At 71.6% G+C, this 18,742-nt stretch carries 15 protein-coding genes; 8 read left to right on the top strand and 7 right to left on the bottom strand.

All coding sequences use genetic code 11. The features are described from left to right. Positions 1-6 precede the first annotated feature (6 nt). From FB391_RS18750 to nucS, 5 genes are all read right to left on the bottom strand, one after another. A complete protein-coding gene (locus FB391_RS18750) occupies positions 7-1,272 on the bottom strand; it encodes a hypothetical protein (RefSeq protein ID WP_141896706.1) in 1,266 nt (421 codons plus the stop codon). Beyond that, positions 1,269-1,988, bottom strand: a complete 720-nt coding sequence (locus FB391_RS18745; protein ID WP_141896705.1) for an HAD hydrolase-like protein — start codon at positions 1,986-1,988, stop codon at positions 1,269-1,271. Before FB391_RS18745 ends, FB391_RS18750 begins: the two co-directional genes overlap by 4 nt. Positions 1,989-1,997: 9 nt before the next feature. Beyond that, entirely contained in the window at positions 1,998-2,516 is a 519-nt protein-coding gene (locus FB391_RS18740) for a MarR family winged helix-turn-helix transcriptional regulator (protein WP_141896704.1), read from the bottom strand. A 34-nt stretch (positions 2,517-2,550) separates the two neighbouring features. Further along, on the bottom strand, positions 2,551-5,487 hold the full coding sequence (locus FB391_RS18735) for a glycosyl hydrolase (RefSeq protein ID WP_141896703.1): 2,937 nt from the start codon (positions 5,485-5,487) through the stop codon (positions 2,551-2,553). Positions 5,488-5,574: 87 nt separating this feature from the next. Next, positions 5,575-6,270, bottom strand: a complete 696-nt coding sequence (gene nucS, locus FB391_RS18730) for an endonuclease NucS (protein WP_141896701.1) — start codon at positions 6,268-6,270, stop codon at positions 5,575-5,577. A gap of 228 nt (positions 6,271-6,498) precedes the next feature. Between nucS and FB391_RS18725 the strand changes: the two genes are divergently transcribed. Continuing rightward, complete coding sequence (locus FB391_RS18725) at positions 6,499-7,824, top strand: MinD/ParA family ATP-binding protein (RefSeq protein ID WP_141896699.1); 1,326 nt, start codon at positions 6,499-6,501, stop codon at positions 7,822-7,824. Positions 7,825-8,072: 248 nt separating this feature from the next. On the opposite strand, the gene FB391_RS18720 is transcribed toward FB391_RS18725, so the two are convergent. Further along, the gene (locus FB391_RS18720; RefSeq protein ID WP_141896697.1) at positions 8,073-9,296 is read right to left on the bottom strand and encodes an MFS transporter; all 1,224 of its coding nucleotides are present in this window, start codon (positions 9,294-9,296) and stop codon (positions 8,073-8,075) included. Between the two features lie 102 nt (positions 9,297-9,398). Between FB391_RS18720 and FB391_RS18715 the strand changes: the two genes are divergently transcribed. Next, positions 9,399-10,478, top strand: coding sequence for a LacI family DNA-binding transcriptional regulator (locus tag FB391_RS18715; RefSeq protein ID WP_141896695.1), 1,080 nt, complete (start codon positions 9,399-9,401; stop codon positions 10,476-10,478). A 15-nt stretch (positions 10,479-10,493) separates the two neighbouring features. Here the strand turns inward: FB391_RS18715 and FB391_RS18710 are convergent, their stop codons facing one another. Then, the gene (locus tag FB391_RS18710; protein WP_246093620.1) at positions 10,494-12,050 is read right to left on the bottom strand and encodes a hypothetical protein; all 1,557 of its coding nucleotides are present in this window, start codon (positions 12,048-12,050) and stop codon (positions 10,494-10,496) included. A 269-nt stretch (positions 12,051-12,319) separates the two neighbouring features. On the opposite strand from FB391_RS18710, the gene FB391_RS18705 reads away from it, so the two are divergent. The 6 genes from FB391_RS18705 to mnhG are packed head-to-tail and all read left to right on the top strand — an operon-like array spanning position 12,320 to position 18,731. Beyond that, a complete protein-coding gene (locus FB391_RS18705) occupies positions 12,320-15,268 on the top strand; it encodes a Na+/H+ antiporter subunit A (protein ID WP_141896692.1) in 2,949 nt (982 codons plus the stop codon). Further along, positions 15,265-15,927 (top strand): Na(+)/H(+) antiporter subunit C, encoded by a 663-nt coding sequence (locus FB391_RS18700; protein ID WP_246093619.1) that lies wholly within the window; start codon positions 15,265-15,267, stop codon positions 15,925-15,927. Before FB391_RS18705 ends, FB391_RS18700 begins: the two co-directional genes overlap by 4 nt. Before the next feature lie 2 nt (positions 15,928-15,929). Continuing rightward, positions 15,930-17,513 carry a Na+/H+ antiporter subunit D gene (locus FB391_RS18695; RefSeq protein WP_141896690.1) on the top strand — a complete coding sequence of 528 codons (1,584 nt, stop codon included), beginning with the start codon at positions 15,930-15,932 and terminating at the stop codon, positions 17,511-17,513. After that, the gene (locus tag FB391_RS18690; RefSeq protein ID WP_141896688.1) at positions 17,510-18,112 is read left to right on the top strand and encodes a Na+/H+ antiporter subunit E; all 603 of its coding nucleotides are present in this window, start codon (positions 17,510-17,512) and stop codon (positions 18,110-18,112) included. The genes FB391_RS18695 and FB391_RS18690 overlap by 4 nt, the downstream gene beginning before the upstream one ends. After that, positions 18,109-18,375 carry an MrpF/PhaF family protein gene (locus tag FB391_RS18685; protein WP_141896686.1) on the top strand — a complete coding sequence of 89 codons (267 nt, stop codon included), beginning with the start codon at positions 18,109-18,111 and terminating at the stop codon, positions 18,373-18,375. The genes FB391_RS18690 and FB391_RS18685 overlap by 4 nt, the downstream gene beginning before the upstream one ends. Next, a complete protein-coding gene (gene mnhG / locus FB391_RS18680) occupies positions 18,375-18,731 on the top strand; it encodes a monovalent cation/H(+) antiporter subunit G (protein ID WP_141896684.1) in 357 nt (118 codons plus the stop codon). The genes FB391_RS18685 and mnhG overlap by 1 nt, the downstream gene beginning before the upstream one ends. The last annotated feature ends 11 nt before the right edge of the window (positions 18,732-18,742 follow it).

Here is an 18,742-nt window from a genome sequence, read left to right as displayed (position 1 = left end):
GAGAGCTCAGCGGGCCGACAGCCGGGCGTAGTCGGCCAGTGCCTTCGCGTCCTCGGCGTCGCGCAGCGCGCGGCGGGCGGCGTCGATCGCCGCGACGGGATCGGCGGCCTGCCGCGCCTGGGCCAGTTCGTGCTGCGCCGACAGGAGCCTCGAGCGGGCGTCGGCTCCGGCGCGTGAGCGGGCGACGGACGCCTCCGCCTGGGCGATCGCGCCGCGCGCTGCCGCAAGGGTTCCGGGCAGCGCGGTGCGGGCCCCGCGCAGGCGCTGCTGCGCGGTGCGGGCGTCTCCGAGCGCGAGGTCGAGCCGGCCTCGGAGCCGGGCGATGGCGTCGACGGTGCGCGTCGGCCGGCGGGCGGCATCCGTCTCGACGCGCGTGAGCTCCGCATCGATGGCGTGGAGCTCGGCGCCGAGGCGCTCGGCATCGGCGGGTTCGAGGTTCTGGTGGGTGTGAGAGGCCGACGCGAGCGCGGCACGCGCGGCGGCGATCTCGTCGGGCACCGCCTGCGCGGCCTGCAGCACGAGCCGGTGCGTCTCTTCGAGCGTGCGGGCGTCGTTTCCGGCACGGCGCAGCGCGCGCTCCGCCGCAGCGAGGTCGGGCAGGGCGCTCAGCGAAGGATCCGCGGTTCGCGACGCGGCGGCGTCGAGCAGTCGCTCGGCCTCGGCGACCTCGGCCAGTGCCGCATGGGCCGCGTGCGAGGCATCCCGCCACTCCTCTTCGGCGAATCGCGCCGACAGCTCGGCGACGAGCGCGGCAGGATCACCCATCGTCGCGCGCAGCTCGGCGAGTCTGCGTCGCGCGGACTCGACCTGACCCGCGGCAGACACGTTCGCACGCACCCACGCGCCGTGCTCGGCGCGTGCGGCGGCAACCGTGGCGAGGGCCTCGCGGGTGCGGCGGTCGATGCGGGCGGCGCCCCGGCTGACCTCGGCCGGCGCCACGCCCGGTGCGCTGATCGCGCGGTACTCCTCGAAGGCGTCGTCGCGCACATGCTGCGCGGTCAGTCGTGCGCGACGCAGTGAGGCGGGGGCGTCGCCGCCGTACAGGGCGCCTGACAGGCCCACCTCGAGGTCCAGCTCGCCGACCTCGTCGTCGAGGCGCACGAGCGTCGTTCCGGCGTGGACGCGGGCCTGCTCGGCCGCGGCGCGGGCGCGCGGCGAGCGTCGCGCGCGGCGGACAGCCCAGACGAGCACCGCGACCGCGATCGCCGCGACGCCGAACACGACCACGGCCGGCACCAGCCAGCCGACGAACGTGGCGACGGGATCGGTCATCCCGCGAGACCGGGGCCGTCGTCCGCCCCGGGTCCTTCCGCGGCCGCGTCGAAGATCAGCAGGGCGCGCAGCTGGTCGACGTCGTCGACGACAGCCTGGGCACCCTCGGACTCGTGCGGCCAGCTGAAGCCCCAGCGCACGAAGATCACAGGCACGCCGTGTTCGGCGGCGCCTTCGACGTCGTGATGCCGGTCGCCGACGAGCACCGGCCGGCTCGTGTCGACGCCGGCCGCCTGCAGACGGCGCAGCGCCTCGGCGACGACATCGGACTTGCTGCTGAGGGTCTTCTCGTCGGGCGTGGCACCGACGATGGAGATGAACGACGTCGACAGGTCGAAGTGGTCCATGAGCGCCACGACCTGCACCTCGGGCTTGGAGCTGGCGGTGGCCTGCGGGATGCCGGCGGCCGCGGCATCCCGGATCAGCTCACCCACGCCGGGGAAGAGCTTGGCGCCCGCGGAATACCCTTCGGACTTGTTGAGGCCCCGGTAGAACGTGACGGCCTCGGCCGCCTGCTCGGGCGTCATGCCGACATTGACCTGGAACGACTCGAACATGGGCGGGCCGATCCAGTGCACCAGCTCCGCGCGTGTGGGAGGGCGCCTGCCGAAGTGCTCCAGCGCGATCGTGAGGCGGCGCAGGATCCCCTCGGATGCGTCGACGATCGTGCCGTCGACATCCCACAGGATGCATGTCCACGGTGATCGGGTCGCCATGCCTCCAGCCTAGGGGGAGCCCGCGCGCCGCTCCGCGACGGAGCGGTGCACGCGGGCGAGGCGGGCCATGGTCCGCCTGAGCTCCTCGACCTCGGCGGGCGACCAGTCCGCGAGGACGAGTCGCAGGTTCGCCTCGGCGACGGACATGATGCTCTCGCCGATGGCACGCCCGTTATCGGAGAGCGCCACGAGCACACCGCGATCGTCGTCGGGTGCCGGAACCCGCTGGACGAGGCCCGCCTGCATCAGCCGGCCGACGATCTTGCTCATGTTGGTGGCCGTCATGCCCAGCGCGAGCGACAGCTCGATCGGCCGCATGGCGCCGTTGTACGACAGCTGGTTGACGACGAGGAACATGCCCATGTCGTCGACCGGGAACGCGACCCTCGCCATGACGTCGCGGCGCACCGCCGTGCTGTCCGCCCAGTGCACGATCGACGCGAGCGACAGCCGCAGATCGAGGGGGTCGGCGCCGATCACCGGGCTGAGGTCAGCGGAGGCGTCGGTGTCGAGCTCGCCTCGGGCCATCGTGCTCTCGTTCCTCTCGGTGGTCCTGGCGCGTTCACTCCTCGCGCAGCAGCCGCACCGGTCCGATGAGGCCGTACTCGCGCACGATCGCGTGCTGCATGCGCTCTTCGCCGGTCAGCTGCGCCCCGATGTCGGGGACGCGCTCATAGTAGCCGCGGGCACGAAGGCGGTTGTTCAGCGAGCTCGAGACGCGCACCACCACCTCGTTGCCGCCCGCCCGCAGGTCGGTCGTCACCTCGACGACGGGATGCGCCGTGTCGAAGCCGCGCTCGGGTCCGTCGCCGACGCGCACCGAGCCGAGACCGCCGCACGTCGATCCGAGGTCGAGCACGTAGCGCGCTCCGGCTGCGAGCTCCGGCACGGTGAGGGTGGCCGTGTACCGGCCGACGCCTGAGACCTCGGGACCCACGGCGTCGAGGCGCGACCAGGGCTCCAGCCGCACCTCCCCGGCGTCGATGCGGGTGACGGCCGTCGTCGGACGCACCTCTCTGGTCTCGTAGCCCAGACCGCGGTCCTCGGTCAGCACCTCGGGCTCGCCGGCGTCCCAGCTCTCGACCTCGAGGCGCCACACCTCCGCGCGCGCGACCTCGACCGGCGCCGCCGCGGGGGAGTCCGCGGGTGCCGCCGAACGGTCGAGCACCACGACGGCGACCTCGCCGGGAGAGAGCGTCAGCTCCACGACGGTCCGGTCTCCGTCGGCGGCGGCGCCCCGATGCGGGCGCAGCTCGCCCGTCCACGGATCGAGGCGATGCACCGGCCCCGTGCCGTCGAGGGCGACCCGGACCGTCGTGGGCTCGTCGGTCTCATAGAGGAAGTGGTACGCGTACAGCACGGCCAGCCCGGCGTCCTCGCGCAGGTGCGTGAGGACGTGCTGATCGTCGTCGACGAACCGTGCACGGCCACCGGCGCCGAGGTCGTCGAGGGCGGCGACCACCCCGGACGGCGCCGCGACGCGGACGCCCGGCATCCTCCGCAGCTCCGCCATCGTCGTGGCGAGCTCGTCGTCGCGCCCGTCGAGCCCGGGAGTGGAGGATGCCGCCACCTCGTGGGTCCGGAACCGCCCGGCCAGCAGCGACTCGAGCTCGCGCGCGCCGTCGACGACCACGAGCCGCAGTCCCCGCCGCGCCCACGCGAGCAGGTGCGCGGCGACGTCGGCGTCGAGGGTGCTCTGGTAGACGACGAGGGCGCGGTAGCCGGGGCCGGAGGGCTGCACCTCGTCGCCGTCGAAGACGACGTCGTCGCGCAGCAGCAGCGAGCCGTCGAAGAACTCGTACGTGATGCCGGCATCCTGCATGCCGAGGTCCTGCCACCAGTGGTTCTGGCGGTCGCGCATCCACATCGTGCCATACGCGACCTCGTCGGGGATCCGCTCGCCGTCCGGCCCGATGAGGGCCATGCCGATGAGGTTGTCGGTGAAGTGATCGGTGCGCAGGATCCCGACATCGATGCGCGGGCGCCCGCGGCGCAGCGCGTACTGCAGCCGGCCGATCGCCGCCGTCCACAGGGGGTAGAACTCCGACCCGGGCTGACGCGTGTCGAACCGCTCCGAGAACATCGGCCACATGCCCTCGTGGCCCGGCCACTCGGTGACGCCCTCGGCGCCGGCGGGGCTCGCCCAGCCGTGCAGCACGGTCTTGGTGATGCCCGCGGCGAGCTGCGTCGCGATGATCTGGTCGTAGAACCGGTGGTCGAGCATGTGGTTGCGGGTCGTCGCGCCCGTCTCGGACGAGTACTGCTTGCCGAACAGGTGCGCTGGTCCCGCCATGAGCCGGTAGGCGTCGATCTGGGCGCCGAACTCGAGCGACTCGGTCTCGATGCCGTCGACCTCGGGCCCGGGCCTGGTCAGCTCGAAGGGCAGGCCGTAGCTGATCTCGGCGCGCAGGGTCATGCCCACTCCGTGCAGGAACGCCGCGAACGGGCGCAGCATGTTCTCGATGTACAGGTCGGTGAGCGTGCGGACGTAGTCGAAGCGCACCTTCTCGACGGTGACGCGCGCGGCCTCGTCGGCCGGCTGATGGTCGTACACGGTCGAGACCGCCATGAACGGCGCCTGGCGCGTGAGGAACGGCAGCCACGGCACGATGTCGTACCCGCGGCGCGCGCGGAACTCGTCGGCGACCGTGAAGCCCCAGAACATGCCGCCGGCACCGTACGTCGACAGCTCGAGCGAGTCCATGTACATCTGCGCGCGCGGGTTGCGGGCGATCTCGGCGCGCAGCGCCGGAGTGAGCACGACCTCGTCCCAGTAGGCGATGACGGCGTCCACGCCGTCGCGGTCGAGGTAGTTGACGGTGTAGTTGACGGTCGCCGAGGGGGATGCCGTCTGCCCGGTGCCGTGCACCCAGTACACGAACAGGCGCCACTCACCGTCGGCGGGCTCGGCGGGGGCTGTCCAGTCGAGTGCTTCGCCCGTGACCTTGGCGGTCAGATCGGTGAGGGATGCCGCATCCAGCAGCCCCTCGCCCGTGACGCGTGCCGCGACGACGGCCGCGAGGTGCTGGTCGCGGACCGTGCCGCGATGGCCGGGCAGGGTCGTCGCGGCGATCGGCGCATCGAGGTCGACCCGCGGGAGCGCGCCGGAGCGGGACCGCCCGGCGGCCAGGGTCTCGTGCACGACGTCGAGCTCCTGCGCCGCAGCCCGCTGGTCGGGGTCGATGGTGGGAAGGTTGGCGTTGGACCAGTTGGTGCCCGAGGTGAAGCTCACCGACATACCGCGGCGCGTCGTCTCTTCGACCACCACCTGCGAGTCGTGGACCCACTCCTCCGCGCCCCAGCCGTAGCGTGCGTGGTCGATCGCGCCCTCGTCCATCGCGAGGAACTCCATGCCGCCGAAGCCGAGGCGGTGGGCATCCTCGATCTCGCGTCGCAGCGTGGCATCGGTGTGCAGGCCCTCCGCCAGCCACCAGCGCAGCTCGGGGCGGAACTCGATGGCGGGGTCGGCGATCTCACGCCGGAAGTCGTCGAGCGTCATCGCGCGGCATCCATTCCTCAAAGAACTGTCTCCGCGACAGTATGTATTGTCAGAGGGACAGAACACAAGACCCCGGACGGGGTCGCGTCAGAACAGGCGGGGCGCGCCCGACTCGATGCCCTTCATGCCTTCGTAGTCGAGGGTCACGCAGCGGATGCCGCGGTCCGCGGCCAGCACCTTCGCCTGGGGCTTGATCTCCTGCGCGGCGAACACGCCGGTCACGGGGGCGAGGTGCGGGTCGCGACCGAGCAGCTCGAGGTAGCGCGTGAGCTGCTCGACGCCGTCGATGTCGCCGCGGCGCTTGACCTCGACGGCGATCGTGCCGCCCGCCGGGTCGCGCAGCAGCAGGTCCACCGGCCCGATCGCGGTCGGGAACTCGCGGCGCACGAGCGTCAGGTTCTCGCCGATGACGTCGACCTGCTCGGCGAGCAGGCGCTGCAGGTCGGCCTCGACGCCGTCCTTCTGCAGGCCCGGGTCGATGCCGAGCTCGTGCGAAGAATCGTGCAGCACCTCATAGATGCGCACGAGCAGCGCGTCGCCGGTCTTGGCGTGCGTCACACGCCAGTGCTCGAGCACACCGGCCGAGGCGGACTCCTCGTCGGGCAGTTCCACATCGAGCCGGCACGGCGGGCTCATCCAGTTGAGCGGCTTGTACGACCCGCCGTCCGAGTGCACCAGCAGGGAGCCGTCGCCCTTGTGCACGAGCAGGCGCGTCGCCAGCGGCAGGTGGGCGTTGAGCCGCCCGGTGTAATCGACGGAGCAGCGGGCGATGACGAGACGCACCCGAAGAGCCTAGCCCGCGGCTCGGGCGGCCCGGCCCCTCCGCCGACCTGCCGCCTGTCGGCCGCGCCTCAGCTTGCCCGCAGGCTGGTCGGTTAGCGTGAACCTCCGTGTCGCATGTGCGACGACGGCCGACGCTGCGATCCTGACGGGTCCGGTGCCCGTCACCGCCCGCCGTCTGCTGCGGGCCCCCGAACCCGGCTCATACGCCCCATCGCCCGGAGAGAACCGATGAACTCACGTCTGCCCGACGCGACCGTGCACATCCTGTCCAGCACCGTCGCCGAAGTCCACGTCGGCAGCGAGGTCGCCGAAGTCGTCGCCCCCGACACCCTCGCCCTGCGCGACCGCGTCGTGGAAGAGATCCGCCAGCTCGCGGCATCCTCCGGCGAACCCGCGCACGCCACCCTCGTGGAGGGCACGTCGCGCTGGCCGCTGGTGGTCCACCCCGACGGCACCTTCGCGGAAGAGCTCGAGGCGGCCGCCGTCCCCGCCGATGACGCGGCCGTCACGGTCGCATCGTCTGCCGCTGCGTCGCCGTCGGTCACGGCGCCCACGCCGGTGTCGGCCGCAGCGGCGGCCGTGTCGCCCGCGGCGGCGCCCGCTGCCCCGGCCCCCGAGGTGCGCCCCACCGTGCAGGACCTGCTCGACTCGCGCGGGGGCAGCAGCCGTGCCCGCGCCACCGAAGGCTGGCAGGCCGCGGTGCGACGCGCGACCGGCGGGCTGATCTCTCCGGCGCCCGGGCGCGCGGAACGGTCTCGACTCGACCGCGAGAAGCGGGTCCAGCGCCGGCTGGACGCGCCGCGCACCATCGTCGTGCTGAACCCCAAGGGCGGCGCGCACAAGACGACCAGCACGCTCCTGCTCGCCGCCACGTTCGGCACGATCCGCGGCGGCGCCACCCTGGCGTGGGACAACAACGAGACCCGCGGCACGCTGGGCTGGCGCGCGCAGAACGCTCCGCACCACCGCACCGCCGTCGACCTGCTCGAAGAGCTCGACGAGTCCTCGAACTTCCGCGGCTCGAGCCTGGCCGCCCTGGACCACTACGTGCGCACGCAGGTCGACGCCCGCTTCGACGTCCTCGCCTCGGATGAGGACGCCGCCGCCTCGTCGACCATCGACTCCGCGGCGTTCGACCGCCTCCACGCGCTGCTGCGCCGCTACTACCGGCTGATGATCGTCGACACCGGCAACAACATGCGCGCCTCGAACTGGGTCGCCGCGGTCGCCGCCGCCGACCAGCTCGTCATCGTGTCGACCGTCCGCGAAGACACCGCCGCCAGCGCCGCCTGGCTGCTGGACGGCCTTCGCGAGAAGGGCTTCGGCAGGAAGATCGACGAGGCGGTCACGGTGCTGACGGCGCCGTCCTCGCGCCCCGACCGCCAGCTCGAGGCGCGGCTGTCGCAGCACTTTGAGCAGGTCACGTCGGCGGTCGTGAAGGCGCCGTTCGACCCGTCGCTCGTCGACGGCGGGCCCATCGACTTCGACGCGCTCGCCCCCGAGACGCGCGACGCGTGGCTCACCGTGGCGGCGACGGTGGCCGACCGGCTCTGACCTCCGGCAGCACCTGCGCCGACCGCATCCTGCGCCGACCGCGCGCCTTGCGCCGACCGCATCGCGCGCCGACCGCCCCCTGCGCCGACCGCCCGCTCGCGGAGTCGCCCGGTGCGCCGAGACCGGGGATCCCGGCCGAAGCAGAGGACGTCGCGCTGTGTCTCGCCGCGGATCCCCTGGTTCGGCGGCTCGATCCCCTGTCTCGGGATGCCGGCGGCTTCGGCATCCCGTCGACGAGGGCGTCAGGGTCAGTGGTGGCCGGCGCCGACCTTGGATCCCGCGATCGGCTTGGCGGCGCCCGACGCCAGCCCGGACATCGCGATGAGGGCCACGATGATCCACAGCGTCGGCAGGATGCCGATCTGGTGGCTGATCCAGCCGAGCACCGGCGGCCCGCACAGGAACGCCAGGTACCCGATCGTCGCGGCGGCCGAGACAGAGGCCGCGGCCTTCTTCGGGTCGTCGGCGGCCGCCGACATGCCGAGGGGGAAGCCGAGCGACGCGCCCGCGCCCCACAGCGCGATGCCGATGAACGCCACGGGCAGGTTCGGGGCGAGGATGAACGTGATCAGCCCGACGCCCGCCGCGATCGACAGGACGCGCAGCGTCCAGACGCGGCCGATCCGATCGACCAGCGGGCCGCCGAGGATGCGGAAGACGGTCATCGCCACCGAGAACACGGTGAGGGCGACCGCGCCGGTCGTCTGGGTCTCGCCGTGGCCGTCGACCATCGCGATCGTGAGCCAGTCGTTCGCGCTGCCTTCGGCGAAGGCCATGCCGAGCATGATGGCGCCGATCGCGTAGGTGCGCGGGTCGCGCCAGACCGACAGGAGCTCGGCGAACCGGTCGCGGCGAGAGACCTTCGTGGTCGGGTCGTCGTGCACGATCTCGCGCGTCGGAACCGCGGTGAGCGAGAACAGCCCCGCGAGCAGCACGAGGGCCGCGGCGCCCCACAGGTGCCAGGCGACGCCGACGTTCAGGGCCGCCATCGCGATGCCGATGCCGGCGCCCGCGACAGTGCCCAGGCTGAAGAACGCGTGGAACAGCGGCATGAGCGTCTTCTCGAAGGACTGCTCGACCGCTGCGGCCTCGACGTTCATCATGACGTCGGTGGCGCTCATGCCGATGCCCATCAGCACCATCGCGACGCAGACCACCGCGTACGACTGGAGGAACTGCACGCCGAGCCCCGCCACCAGCCCACCCGCTGCGAACGTGATGATCGTGACGAACATGCCGCGTCGCGCACCCCAGCGCGCCACGATGATGTTGGCGAGCGACAAGCCGACGATGGATGCCGCGCCGCTGACGAACAGCAGGACGCCCAGCTGCAGGTCGTTGATGCCGAGGTCTGCCTTGACCGCCGGAAGACGGGACGCCCACGACGCGAATCCGAGGCCGGTGACGAAGAAGATCGTGAAGATCGCGGCACGCCAGCGCACGAGCTGGGTACGGGTGAGCGCGGTGTCCATCCGCACAGGCTACCGAATCGATTCGACAAGACCTAAACCGGCAATCGGCGCAGGCCGAATCGATTCGGATGGATGCCGCGCACGGGCTACGATCAGGACGACATGAGCCGTCACGACCCCGGCACGCGCCGTGCCACGATCTCGGACGTCGCCCGCGAGGCCGGCGTCTCGCCGTCGACCGCCTCGGTCGTGTTCAGCGGCAAGACCCCGGTGTCGGACGCGACGCGCCGCCGGGTGCTGGACGCCGCAGCCGCCCTCGGCTACACCGGTCCCGACCCTCGGGCCGCGTCGCTCCGCCGCGGACGCTCGGGCATCGTCGGCGTCGTCTTCGAGGAGCACCTCGGTCAGGCGTTCCTCGATCCGGTCAAGACGCTCATGATGGACGGGCTCGCCGACGCCGTGGCTCCGCTCGGCGCCGGACTGCTGCTGCTGCGCGACCACGAGCCCGCCGGGAGCGATGCCGCGCAGGCGGCCGGCCCCTCGCTCACCACGGCGCCGCTCGACGCCGCCGTGCTCATCGGGTGCAGCGGCATGCTGCGCGAGTCGCTCGAGACGGTCAAGGCCCGCGGCATCCCGGTGGTCGTGATCGAGGGCGACGCGGGCGGCGATGTGCCGCGCATCGACCTCGACAACCGCGAGGCGCAGCGCCAGCTCGCCAGCCACCTGCGTGCGCTCGGACATCGTCGTGCCGCCGTCGTCACCCTGCCCGTGCGCGTGGACTGGGAGCGCGGCTGGATCGGGGACGACACCGCGATCACGGTCGACGTGACGCGGGACCGGCTCGCCGGTGCGCTGGACGTCTTCCCCGATGCCCCGGCCTACGCGGCGGCCGGCAGCTTCATCGATGAGGGCCTCGCGGCAGGACGCGAGATCTTCGCCGATCCCGATCGCCGCCCCACGGCCGTGATCGCCCAGAGCGATCTGCTCGCCGCGGGCGTCGTGCGCGCCGCCGAAGAGGCGGGGCTGCGCGTGCCTGAGGACGTCAGCGTCACCGGATTCGACGGCATCGTGGTGGACGGCCTGGCGCCGTACGAACTCACCACCGCGGTGCAGCCCGCGGCCGACAAGGGCCGTGCCGCCGGGGCCGCCGTCGCCGCCATGCTGGAGGGCCGGCCCGCGGCATCCATCCGCTTCACCTGCACATTCCGCGAGGGGAATACCTCGGGGCCCGCCCCGGCGTGACCGACCGCCGGCCGGTCAGGAGCGCAGCGGTCCGATCGGGAGGGCGCGGTCGCCGAAGTCGTAGATCGTGTACCGGCCGCAGGGGACGGGTGCGGCATCCGCCATCGAGACCCCGGAGGGCAGCTCGAACGCGGGGGAGTGGGCGTCGGTCACGAGGAACGACAGCCCGTCCGCAGAGAAGTCGTCGCGATTGACGAGCCATGCGTAGCCGCGCAGCTGGTGGTCGACCTGCACGAGGCCCCGCGGATCGGCGAGATGCGTCTTGGGCAGCCGGACGGTCCAGAACTGGCCGCCACCGACGCGGCCGGAACCTTCGGCCCACTGCACGACGCACTCCAGGTCGCGGTCGGGTGCGGTCGCCGCGGCGACGAGCGGAGGGATGCCGAGTCCCACGGCCGCCGCCACCGCCAGGACTGCCGCACCGATGGCGGCCGGCGCCGCCATGACGGGCAGGGACCGCGGCAGCAGCGTCGGCAGCACCACGAGCCCGAGCAGAGGTGCGAACACGGCCGGCTGCAGGTACCGCGCGGCGTGCGTGCCGAGGACGACGGCCCCGACCGTCACGACCAGCGGCATCATCCACCCGCACGCGGCGACGACGAGGGCTCCCGGGTCGCGCCGGCGGGCCAGCAGCACGGTGGCGACGAGGCTCCACCCCCAGAGCAGCACGACGGCGACGAGGGATGCCGCTCCCCAGGGCGCACCCCATCTGTCGGCGAGCAGCGCACCGTAGTAGTCCAGCGAGGCGTGCCACTGCGAGGAATCGATGTAACCGGCCCCGGTGTTGGCGATGAGGTCGGCGAGCGGGAGGCGCGCGAGGTACCCGACGACGGAGCCTGTGACGAGTGCGCCCGCGAGCCACCACGCGGTGCGCCATCGCACGCCGATCACCGCCAGCACGATGCCGAGCGGGACCGTCGCCCACGCGGCGAACAGGGGATTGGTGAGGACGGAGGCGGCCGCCACCAGCCCCAGTCCGGCGACCGCCACCGCCCGCGCCCGCGTTCCACGTGAAACATCACGGCGGTCGAGCCCGCGACGGGCGAGTCCGACCACGACCACGGCTCCGACGACGGTGGCGCTGTAGTACGTCGTCGTGACGAGCAGCGACGCGAGCTCGAGCGCGTCGCGTGACGGCGACCACTCCGATGCCGCGAGCAGCCCGAAGGCGCCGAGGGCCAGCAGGGCGCCGGCGATCGGTGCGCGCACGGTGCGTGACGACCCGGCCGCGACCCGGAGCGCGCCGTACAGGGCCAGCACATTGACCGCCCCGGCGAGGGCCAGGGCGCCGTTCACGCCCAGACCGAGCTGCGACAGCACCCACAGCACGGCGATCTCGGGCAGGAACAGCACTGAGGACATCGCCCAGTCCTGCGGCTGGCCGATCGCGAGCGAATGCACGACGAGGGTGGTGATCATCGAGTCGCCGTCGCGGAACACCAGCTCGGACCGCGCTGACGAGGAGACCGCAGCCACCACCGCGACCGCGATCGCGGCGGCCACGACGCAGCCGAGCAGCTCCCGCAGCCACCGCGGCGCGGTGCTGCGTCGCGGGGTGTCGTCGGCGCTCACCCTGACACTCTCGCACGGCCGGGTGGCGGCATCCCCTCCCCATCTGAGGATGAGAGCCGGGATGCGGACCCGCCCCGGGCTTCCGAGCCGCAACTCGGCCCCGAACCTCAGCTGAGGATGCCGGTGGTGACGGTCGCCGCCGACGGAGATTCCCGTCCATGCGCCGCCGCGAATGCCTGCCGCCCGTAGAATGGACCGGACACCCCGATCGCCCTGGCCCGCCGTCCTGCCTGGACGCCGTGCGGCCGACGACCCCGAGGAGGCCATGGATGCTCCTCGTGCTCGGCGCGTTCGCGGTCGTCCCGCTTCTGCTTCCGTGGTTCGTATCGCGCATCGGAGCACGGGCCTTCTACATCGCGGCGATCCTGCCGATCGCGGGTTTCGTGCAGGCAGCCGTGCTCACGCCGACCGTACTCGCGGGGGATATTCCGTTCGAGTCATACGCCTGGATCCCTTCGCTGCACATCGATCTGTCGATGCGCATGGACACGCTGTCGTGGTTGATGACGCTCATCGTCACCGGTGTCGGCGCGCTCGTGATGGTCTACTGCCGCTGGTACTTCCGGGGCAAGCGCGAGAACCTCGGCCAGTTCGCCGCCGTGCTGCTGGCGTTCGCGGGGGCGATGTACGGTCTCGTGCTCACCGACGACCTCGTCGTGCTGGTGATGTTCTGGGAGATCACGAGCGTCCTGTCGTACCTGCTCATCGGCTACTACAACAAGCGCGCCGCGAGCCGCCGTGCCGCGCTGCAGGCGCTGCTGGTGACCACCCTCGGCGGTCTGGTGATGCTGATCGGCGTGGTCCTGCTCGTCGTCGCGGCCGACACGTCGAGCATCTCGCAGATCCTCGCCGACGCACCCACGGGCGCCGTCGTCGACGCCGCGCTCGTCATGATCCTGGTCGGGGCGCTGAGCAAGTCCGCCATCTTCCCGTTCCACTTCTGGCTGCCCGGCGCGATGGCCGCACCCACGCCGGTGAGCGCGTATCTGCACGCGGCGGCGATGGTGAAGGCGGGCATCTACCTCATCGCGCGGTTCGCCCCGGTCTTCGCGATCGCCCCGCCGTGGCGGCCGATCGTGGTGGCGCTCGGCGTGTTCACGATGCTGCTCGGCGGCTTCCAGGCGCTGCGCGAGACGGACCTCAAGCGTGTGCTGGCGTTCGGCACGGTCAGCCAGCTCGGCATGCTCACCGTCGTGCTCGGCTTCGGGACGAGGGATGCCGCCCTCGCCGGTCTCGCCCTGCTCCTCAGCCATGCGCTCTTCAAGTCCGCGCTGTTCCTCGTCGTCGGCGTGATCGACCGCCAGCTGTCGACGCGCGATCTGACCGAGCTCTCGGGCGTCGGACGCCAGGCGCCGGTGATGGCGACCTTCTCGATCATCGCCGTCGCCTCGATGGCAGGCGTGATCCCGACGATCGGGTTCGTCGCGAAAGAGGGCGCGCTGGCAGCGCTTCTGCATGAGGCGCTGGGCGGCGACGCCTGGGGGATCGTGGCCGTGTCGGGGATCGCCCTGGGCTCCGTGCTCACGGCGGGCTACGGCATCCGGTTCCTGTGGGGTGCGTTCTCGACGAAGCGCGACACCGCGGGCGACCGCCTCCCCGACACCGAATGGCCCGACCCGCCGATGGGATTCCTCGTGGCGCCCATCGTGCTGTCGGGGCTCACCCTCGTCGCCGGCTTCGCGACGCCGTGGCTCGACAAGGTGTTCTCGCCGTACGCCGACACCGCGCCCGCATCGACGCCGGGGGTCGCACCTGTTGCGCATCCCGCCCATCTCGCGCTGTGGCACGGGTTCGAGCCGGCCCTGTGGATCTCGCTCGGCTCGATCGCGCTCGGCGTCGTGGTGTTCTGGGTGACGCGCGCGTGGCGCCCCGCCAAGCGCCTGCTGCCCTTCACCGCGGCCGATGCCTACAACGGCACGCTGCGCGTCATCGCGCGCCTGTCGGTGGTGACCACCAGCCTCACCCAGCGCGGCTCGCTGCCGGTGTACGTCGGCACGATCTTCGTCGTGTTCGTCGCGGCTGAGGCGACGGCACTGCTCGCCAGCGACGACTGGCGTGCGCAGCTCGACGCGTTCCAGACGCCGATGCAGCTGTTCGTGGCGCCGATCATGATCGCCGCGGGTCTCATCGCGATCCGCGCGCGCAAGCGGTACACGGGGGTCGTGCTGGTGTCGGTCACCGGCCTCGGCATGGTGCTGCTCTTCGCGACGAGCGGCGCGCCCGACCTCGCCCTCACGCAGATCCTCGTCGAGACCGTGACGCTCGTGGCCTTCGCCCTCGTGCTGCGCCGCATCCCGTCGCGCATGGGCGAGCACAACGCCTCGGTGTGGCCGGTGGCGCGCGCGGTGCTGGGGACGGCTGTCGGCATCACGATGGCCCTCGTCGCGATCGTGGCGACCAGCGCGCGTGTCGAGAAGCCGATCTCGGAGCGCTTCCCCGACCTCGCCTACCAGCTCGGCCACGGCAAGAACGTCGTGAACGTCGCCCTCGTCGATCTGCGCGGCTGGGACACCATGGGCGAGCTGTCGGTGCTGATCCTGGCGGCGACGGGTGTGGCATCCCTCGTCTTCGTCACGCATCGTGCCGACACGCTGTCCCGCGCGATCTCGTCACTGCCCACCGGCGCCATCCGCACGCGCCGCCCGCTCGTCGAGACCGAAGAGGGCGTCAAGCCCCGCGGCGCCCGCGGCGGGCCGATGGCATGGCTCGTCGGCGGCCAGCGCGTGCGGCCGGAGAACCGCTCGATCATGCTCGAGGTGATCGTGCGCATCCTCTTCCACACGATCATCATCGTGTCGCTGTACCTGCTCTTCGCCGGCCACAACCTGCCCGGCGGCGGCTTCGCCGGTGGACTCGTCGCCGGAATGGCCCTGGTCATGCGGTACATCGCCGGCGGCCGCTACGAGCTCGGCGCCGCCGCGCCCACTGACGCCGGGCGCCTGCTCGGCACGGGCATGACGATCGCCGTCGCGTGCGCCGTGGTCCCGGTGTTCCTCGGGGACCAGCCGCTGACCAGCTACTTCTGGGAGGCCACGATCCCGGTGCTCGGCCACGTCGAGTTCGTCACGTCGACGCTGTTCGACATCGGCGTGTACCTCGTCGTGATCGGTCTGGTGCTCGACGTCCTCCGCAGCCTCGGCGCCGAGGTCGACCGCCAGGCGCAGGAGCTCCGGGAGGCTCAGGCATCGGGTTCGCCGGAGGAGGTGAGCGTGCCGTGAACGTCTCGCTCATCCTCATCATCGTGATGGCGGTGCTGTTCGCCTGCGGCGTGTACGCGATGCTCGAGCGCAGTCTCACGCGCGTGCTCATCGGGTTCCTGCTGCTGGGCAACGCGACGAACCTGCTGCTGCTGATCGTGATGGGTGCGCCCGGCGTCGCGCCGTTCTTCGGCGCCGCCAAGGACGTCGAAGACATGTCGGACCCACTGCCGCAGGCCCTGACGCTCACCGCCATCGTCATCACCTTCGCGGTCTCGGCGTTCCTGCTCGCCCTCATCTACCGTTCGTGGCAGCTCGGCCAGGCCGACACCGTGACGGACGACGAGGCCGACCTCGAGGTGCGCGTCCGCGGCACGCTCGCCGAGGACGCCATCGACGAAGAGACCGAGATCGAAGACGCCGACGACGAGACCACGACCGACTTCGTGGGCACCGCGACGGCGCCCATCACGATCCTCGGCGCCCGCGACTTCGCCGGGCTCCGCGACGACGCTCCGGTCGATCGCCCCGAGCAGGGCGGGGGCCGGGATGCTTCGTCTCGTTCCTCGCTCAGCACGAGTGCCGCCACCCGGGCGGACGACGCGGCCCGCGGGACCGGCATCCAGACCGACGAGAAGCGCGGCACGGCAGATGACGACAAGGACGGGGGCGACGCATGAACATGACGTCCATCGCCCCGGCGCTCGTCCCGCTGCTGGTGACGCTCCCGCTGCTGGGCGCGGCGATCGCCCTCATCGCCGGCCGGCATCGCCGGACCCAGGTCGTGGTCTCGGTCGTCACGCTCACGGCGGTGCTCGCGATCGCCGCGATCCTGCTGTACGTCGTCGACTCGGGCGACAAGCCGATCGCGGTGTCGGTGGGCGGCTGGCCGATCCCGTTCGGCATCGTGCTGTACGTCGACCGGCTGTCGGCGCTGCTCGTGGTGGTGTCGAGCGTCGTGCTGCTCGCGGTCCTGCTCTTCTCGATCGGTCAGGGCGCGGCCGACGGCGACGACGACACGCCGGTCTCGATCTTCCACCCGTCGTACCTGATCCTCGGCGCCGGCATCTTCAACGCGTTCATCGCGGGCGACCTCTTCAACCTCTATGTCGGGTTCGAGATCCTGCTCGTCGCGTCGTACGTGCTCATCACCCTCGGCTCGACCGAGTCGCGCATCCGCACGGGCGTCGTGTACATCGTCGTGTCCCTGGTGTCGTCGATCCTGTTCCTCGCCGCGATCGCGATGATCTACGGCGCGCTCGGCACGGTCAACATGGTGCAGATCGCCGAACGGATGGGCGAGCTCCCGCAGCAGACGCAGCTCGTGCTGCACCTCATGCTGCTGCTCGCGTTCAGCATCAAGGCCGCCGTGTTCCCGCTGTCGTTCTGGCTGCCGGACTCGTACCCGACCGCGCCCGCGCCGGTCACCGCCGTGTTCGCGGGCCTGCTGACGAAGGTCGGCGTGTACGCGATCATCCGCACCGAGACCGTGATGTTCCTCGACAACGACGTCAACATGCTGCTGATGTTCGTCGCGCTCGCGACGATGATCGTCGGCGTGCTGGGGGCGGTGGCGCAGGCGGAGCTCAAACGCATCCTGTCGTTCACGCTCGTGAGCCACATCGGCTACATGATCTTCGGCCTCGCGATCGCGACGCCCGCCGCGATCGGCGCGACGATCTACTACATGGTCCACCACATCGTGGTGCAGACGACGCTGTTCCTGGCCGTCGGCCTCGTCGAGCGAAGAGCGGGGTCCACCTCGATCCTGCGGGTCAAGGGCCTCATGAAGGCCGCGCCCGTGATCGCCGTGCTCTACTTCATCCCCGCGATCAACCTGGGTGGGCTGCCGCCGTTCTCGGGCTTCATCGGCAAGTACGCGCTGTTCGATGCGGCGGCGCAGGTGGGCACGCCGATCATGATCGTGCTCATGGTGGGCGGCATCGTCACGTCGCTGCTCACGCTGTACGCGCTCATGCGCGCGTGGAACCTGTCGTTCTGGCGCGAGGACGAGGACTCGGCCGAGACCGAGGCGCGGATCTCGTACCTCGGCACCGCACCCGCGGCCGGGGTCGAGACCGAGCGCCGGGTCATCCCGAAGATCATGACCGCCGCGACCACCGGCATGGTGGCCGTCACGGTCGCGCTGACGGTGTTCGCCGGACCCCTCTACGACGTGTGCAACCGCATCGGCGAGGCGCTGCTGCAGCCGGTGTCGCTCACGCAGCTGCAGGATGACTCCACCGGGACGGAGAAGGCGCCGTGAGCCCCGACCTGCCCCAGAGCCGCCTGCGCCGCGCCGCGGTGACCGCGTGGCGTCAGCTGCCGTTCTTCGTGTGGCTCATCGCCCTGTGGATGCTGCTGTGGGGCCAGTTCACCTGGCTCGCGTTCCTCACCGGCCTCATCGCCGCCGTGATCGTCACGAGGGTGTTCCGCCTTCCGCCGGTCGAGCTGTCGGGCCGGGTCAACCTGTGGTGGGGGCTCGTGTTCGTGCTCGAGTTCCTCTTCGCGGTGGTGCAGGGGTCGCTCACGGTGGCGTGGCAGGTGCTCGACGTCCGTCGTCAGCCGGGGACCGCCATCATCGCGGCGCACCTCGTGACCGACGACGATCTGATCATGACGCACGTCGGCGTGACGGCATCCCTCATCCCGGGATCGCTCATCGTCGAGACCGATCGCGACCGCCGGATCCTGTACCTGCACGTCATCGGGGTGCGCGGCGACGCCGACGTCGAGAAGCAGCGCGCCAGCGTGCACCACTGGGAGGAGCGGATCGTCCGCGCCGTCGGCTCGCGCGCCCAGCTGCAGGCGATCAAGGATGCCGCGGCCGCCCGCTCCGCGTCCGTCCGGGGAGGTGCGCGATGAACGTGATGCTGATCGCGATCTATGTCATCTTCGGCGTCGCCGCGCTGCTGACCCTGTGGCGCATCGTCATCGGGCCGTCGATCCTCGACCGGGCCGTGGCATCCGACGTCCTGCTCACCGAGGTGATGTGCGTGCTGGGCGCCGAGATGGCGATCAACCATCACACCCGCACACTGCCGGTGCTGCTCATCATCGCCGCCGTCGGGGTGTTCGGGTCGATCTCGATCGCCCGGTTCGTCGCGAGAAGGGACCAGGAACGCTGATGGATGCCGCACTCGACGTGACTGCGCTGGTCCTGATCCTCATCGGGGCCCTGCTGTGCCTGACGGCCGCCATCGGCGTGCTGCGGTTCCGCGACGTGCCCACGCGCCTTCACGCGGCGACCAAGCCGCAGGTGCTGGGGCTGATCCTGATCTGCCTCGCCATCGCGCTGTCGCTGCGGTCGTGGCCCGTCGTCGCGTTCCTCGTGCCGGTGGTGCTGATCCAGCTGGCGACCGCGCCGCTGTCGGCGCACATGGTGGGGCGCCAGGCGTACCGCAACGGAACGATCGACGAGACGGGGCTCTACGTCGACGAGCTGGCCGAGTCCAAGCGCACGCCTCCCGCCGCGGGGGGCTGAGGATCCCGCCA

Origin of the sequence: Microbacterium kyungheense (assembly GCF_006783905.1) — a bacterium.
GTDB lineage: Bacteria > Actinomycetota > Actinomycetes > Actinomycetales > Microbacteriaceae > Microbacterium > Microbacterium kyungheense.
The sequence above is the reverse complement of the archived record's forward strand: the minus strand, read 5'-3'. Positions and strand labels throughout refer to the sequence as shown.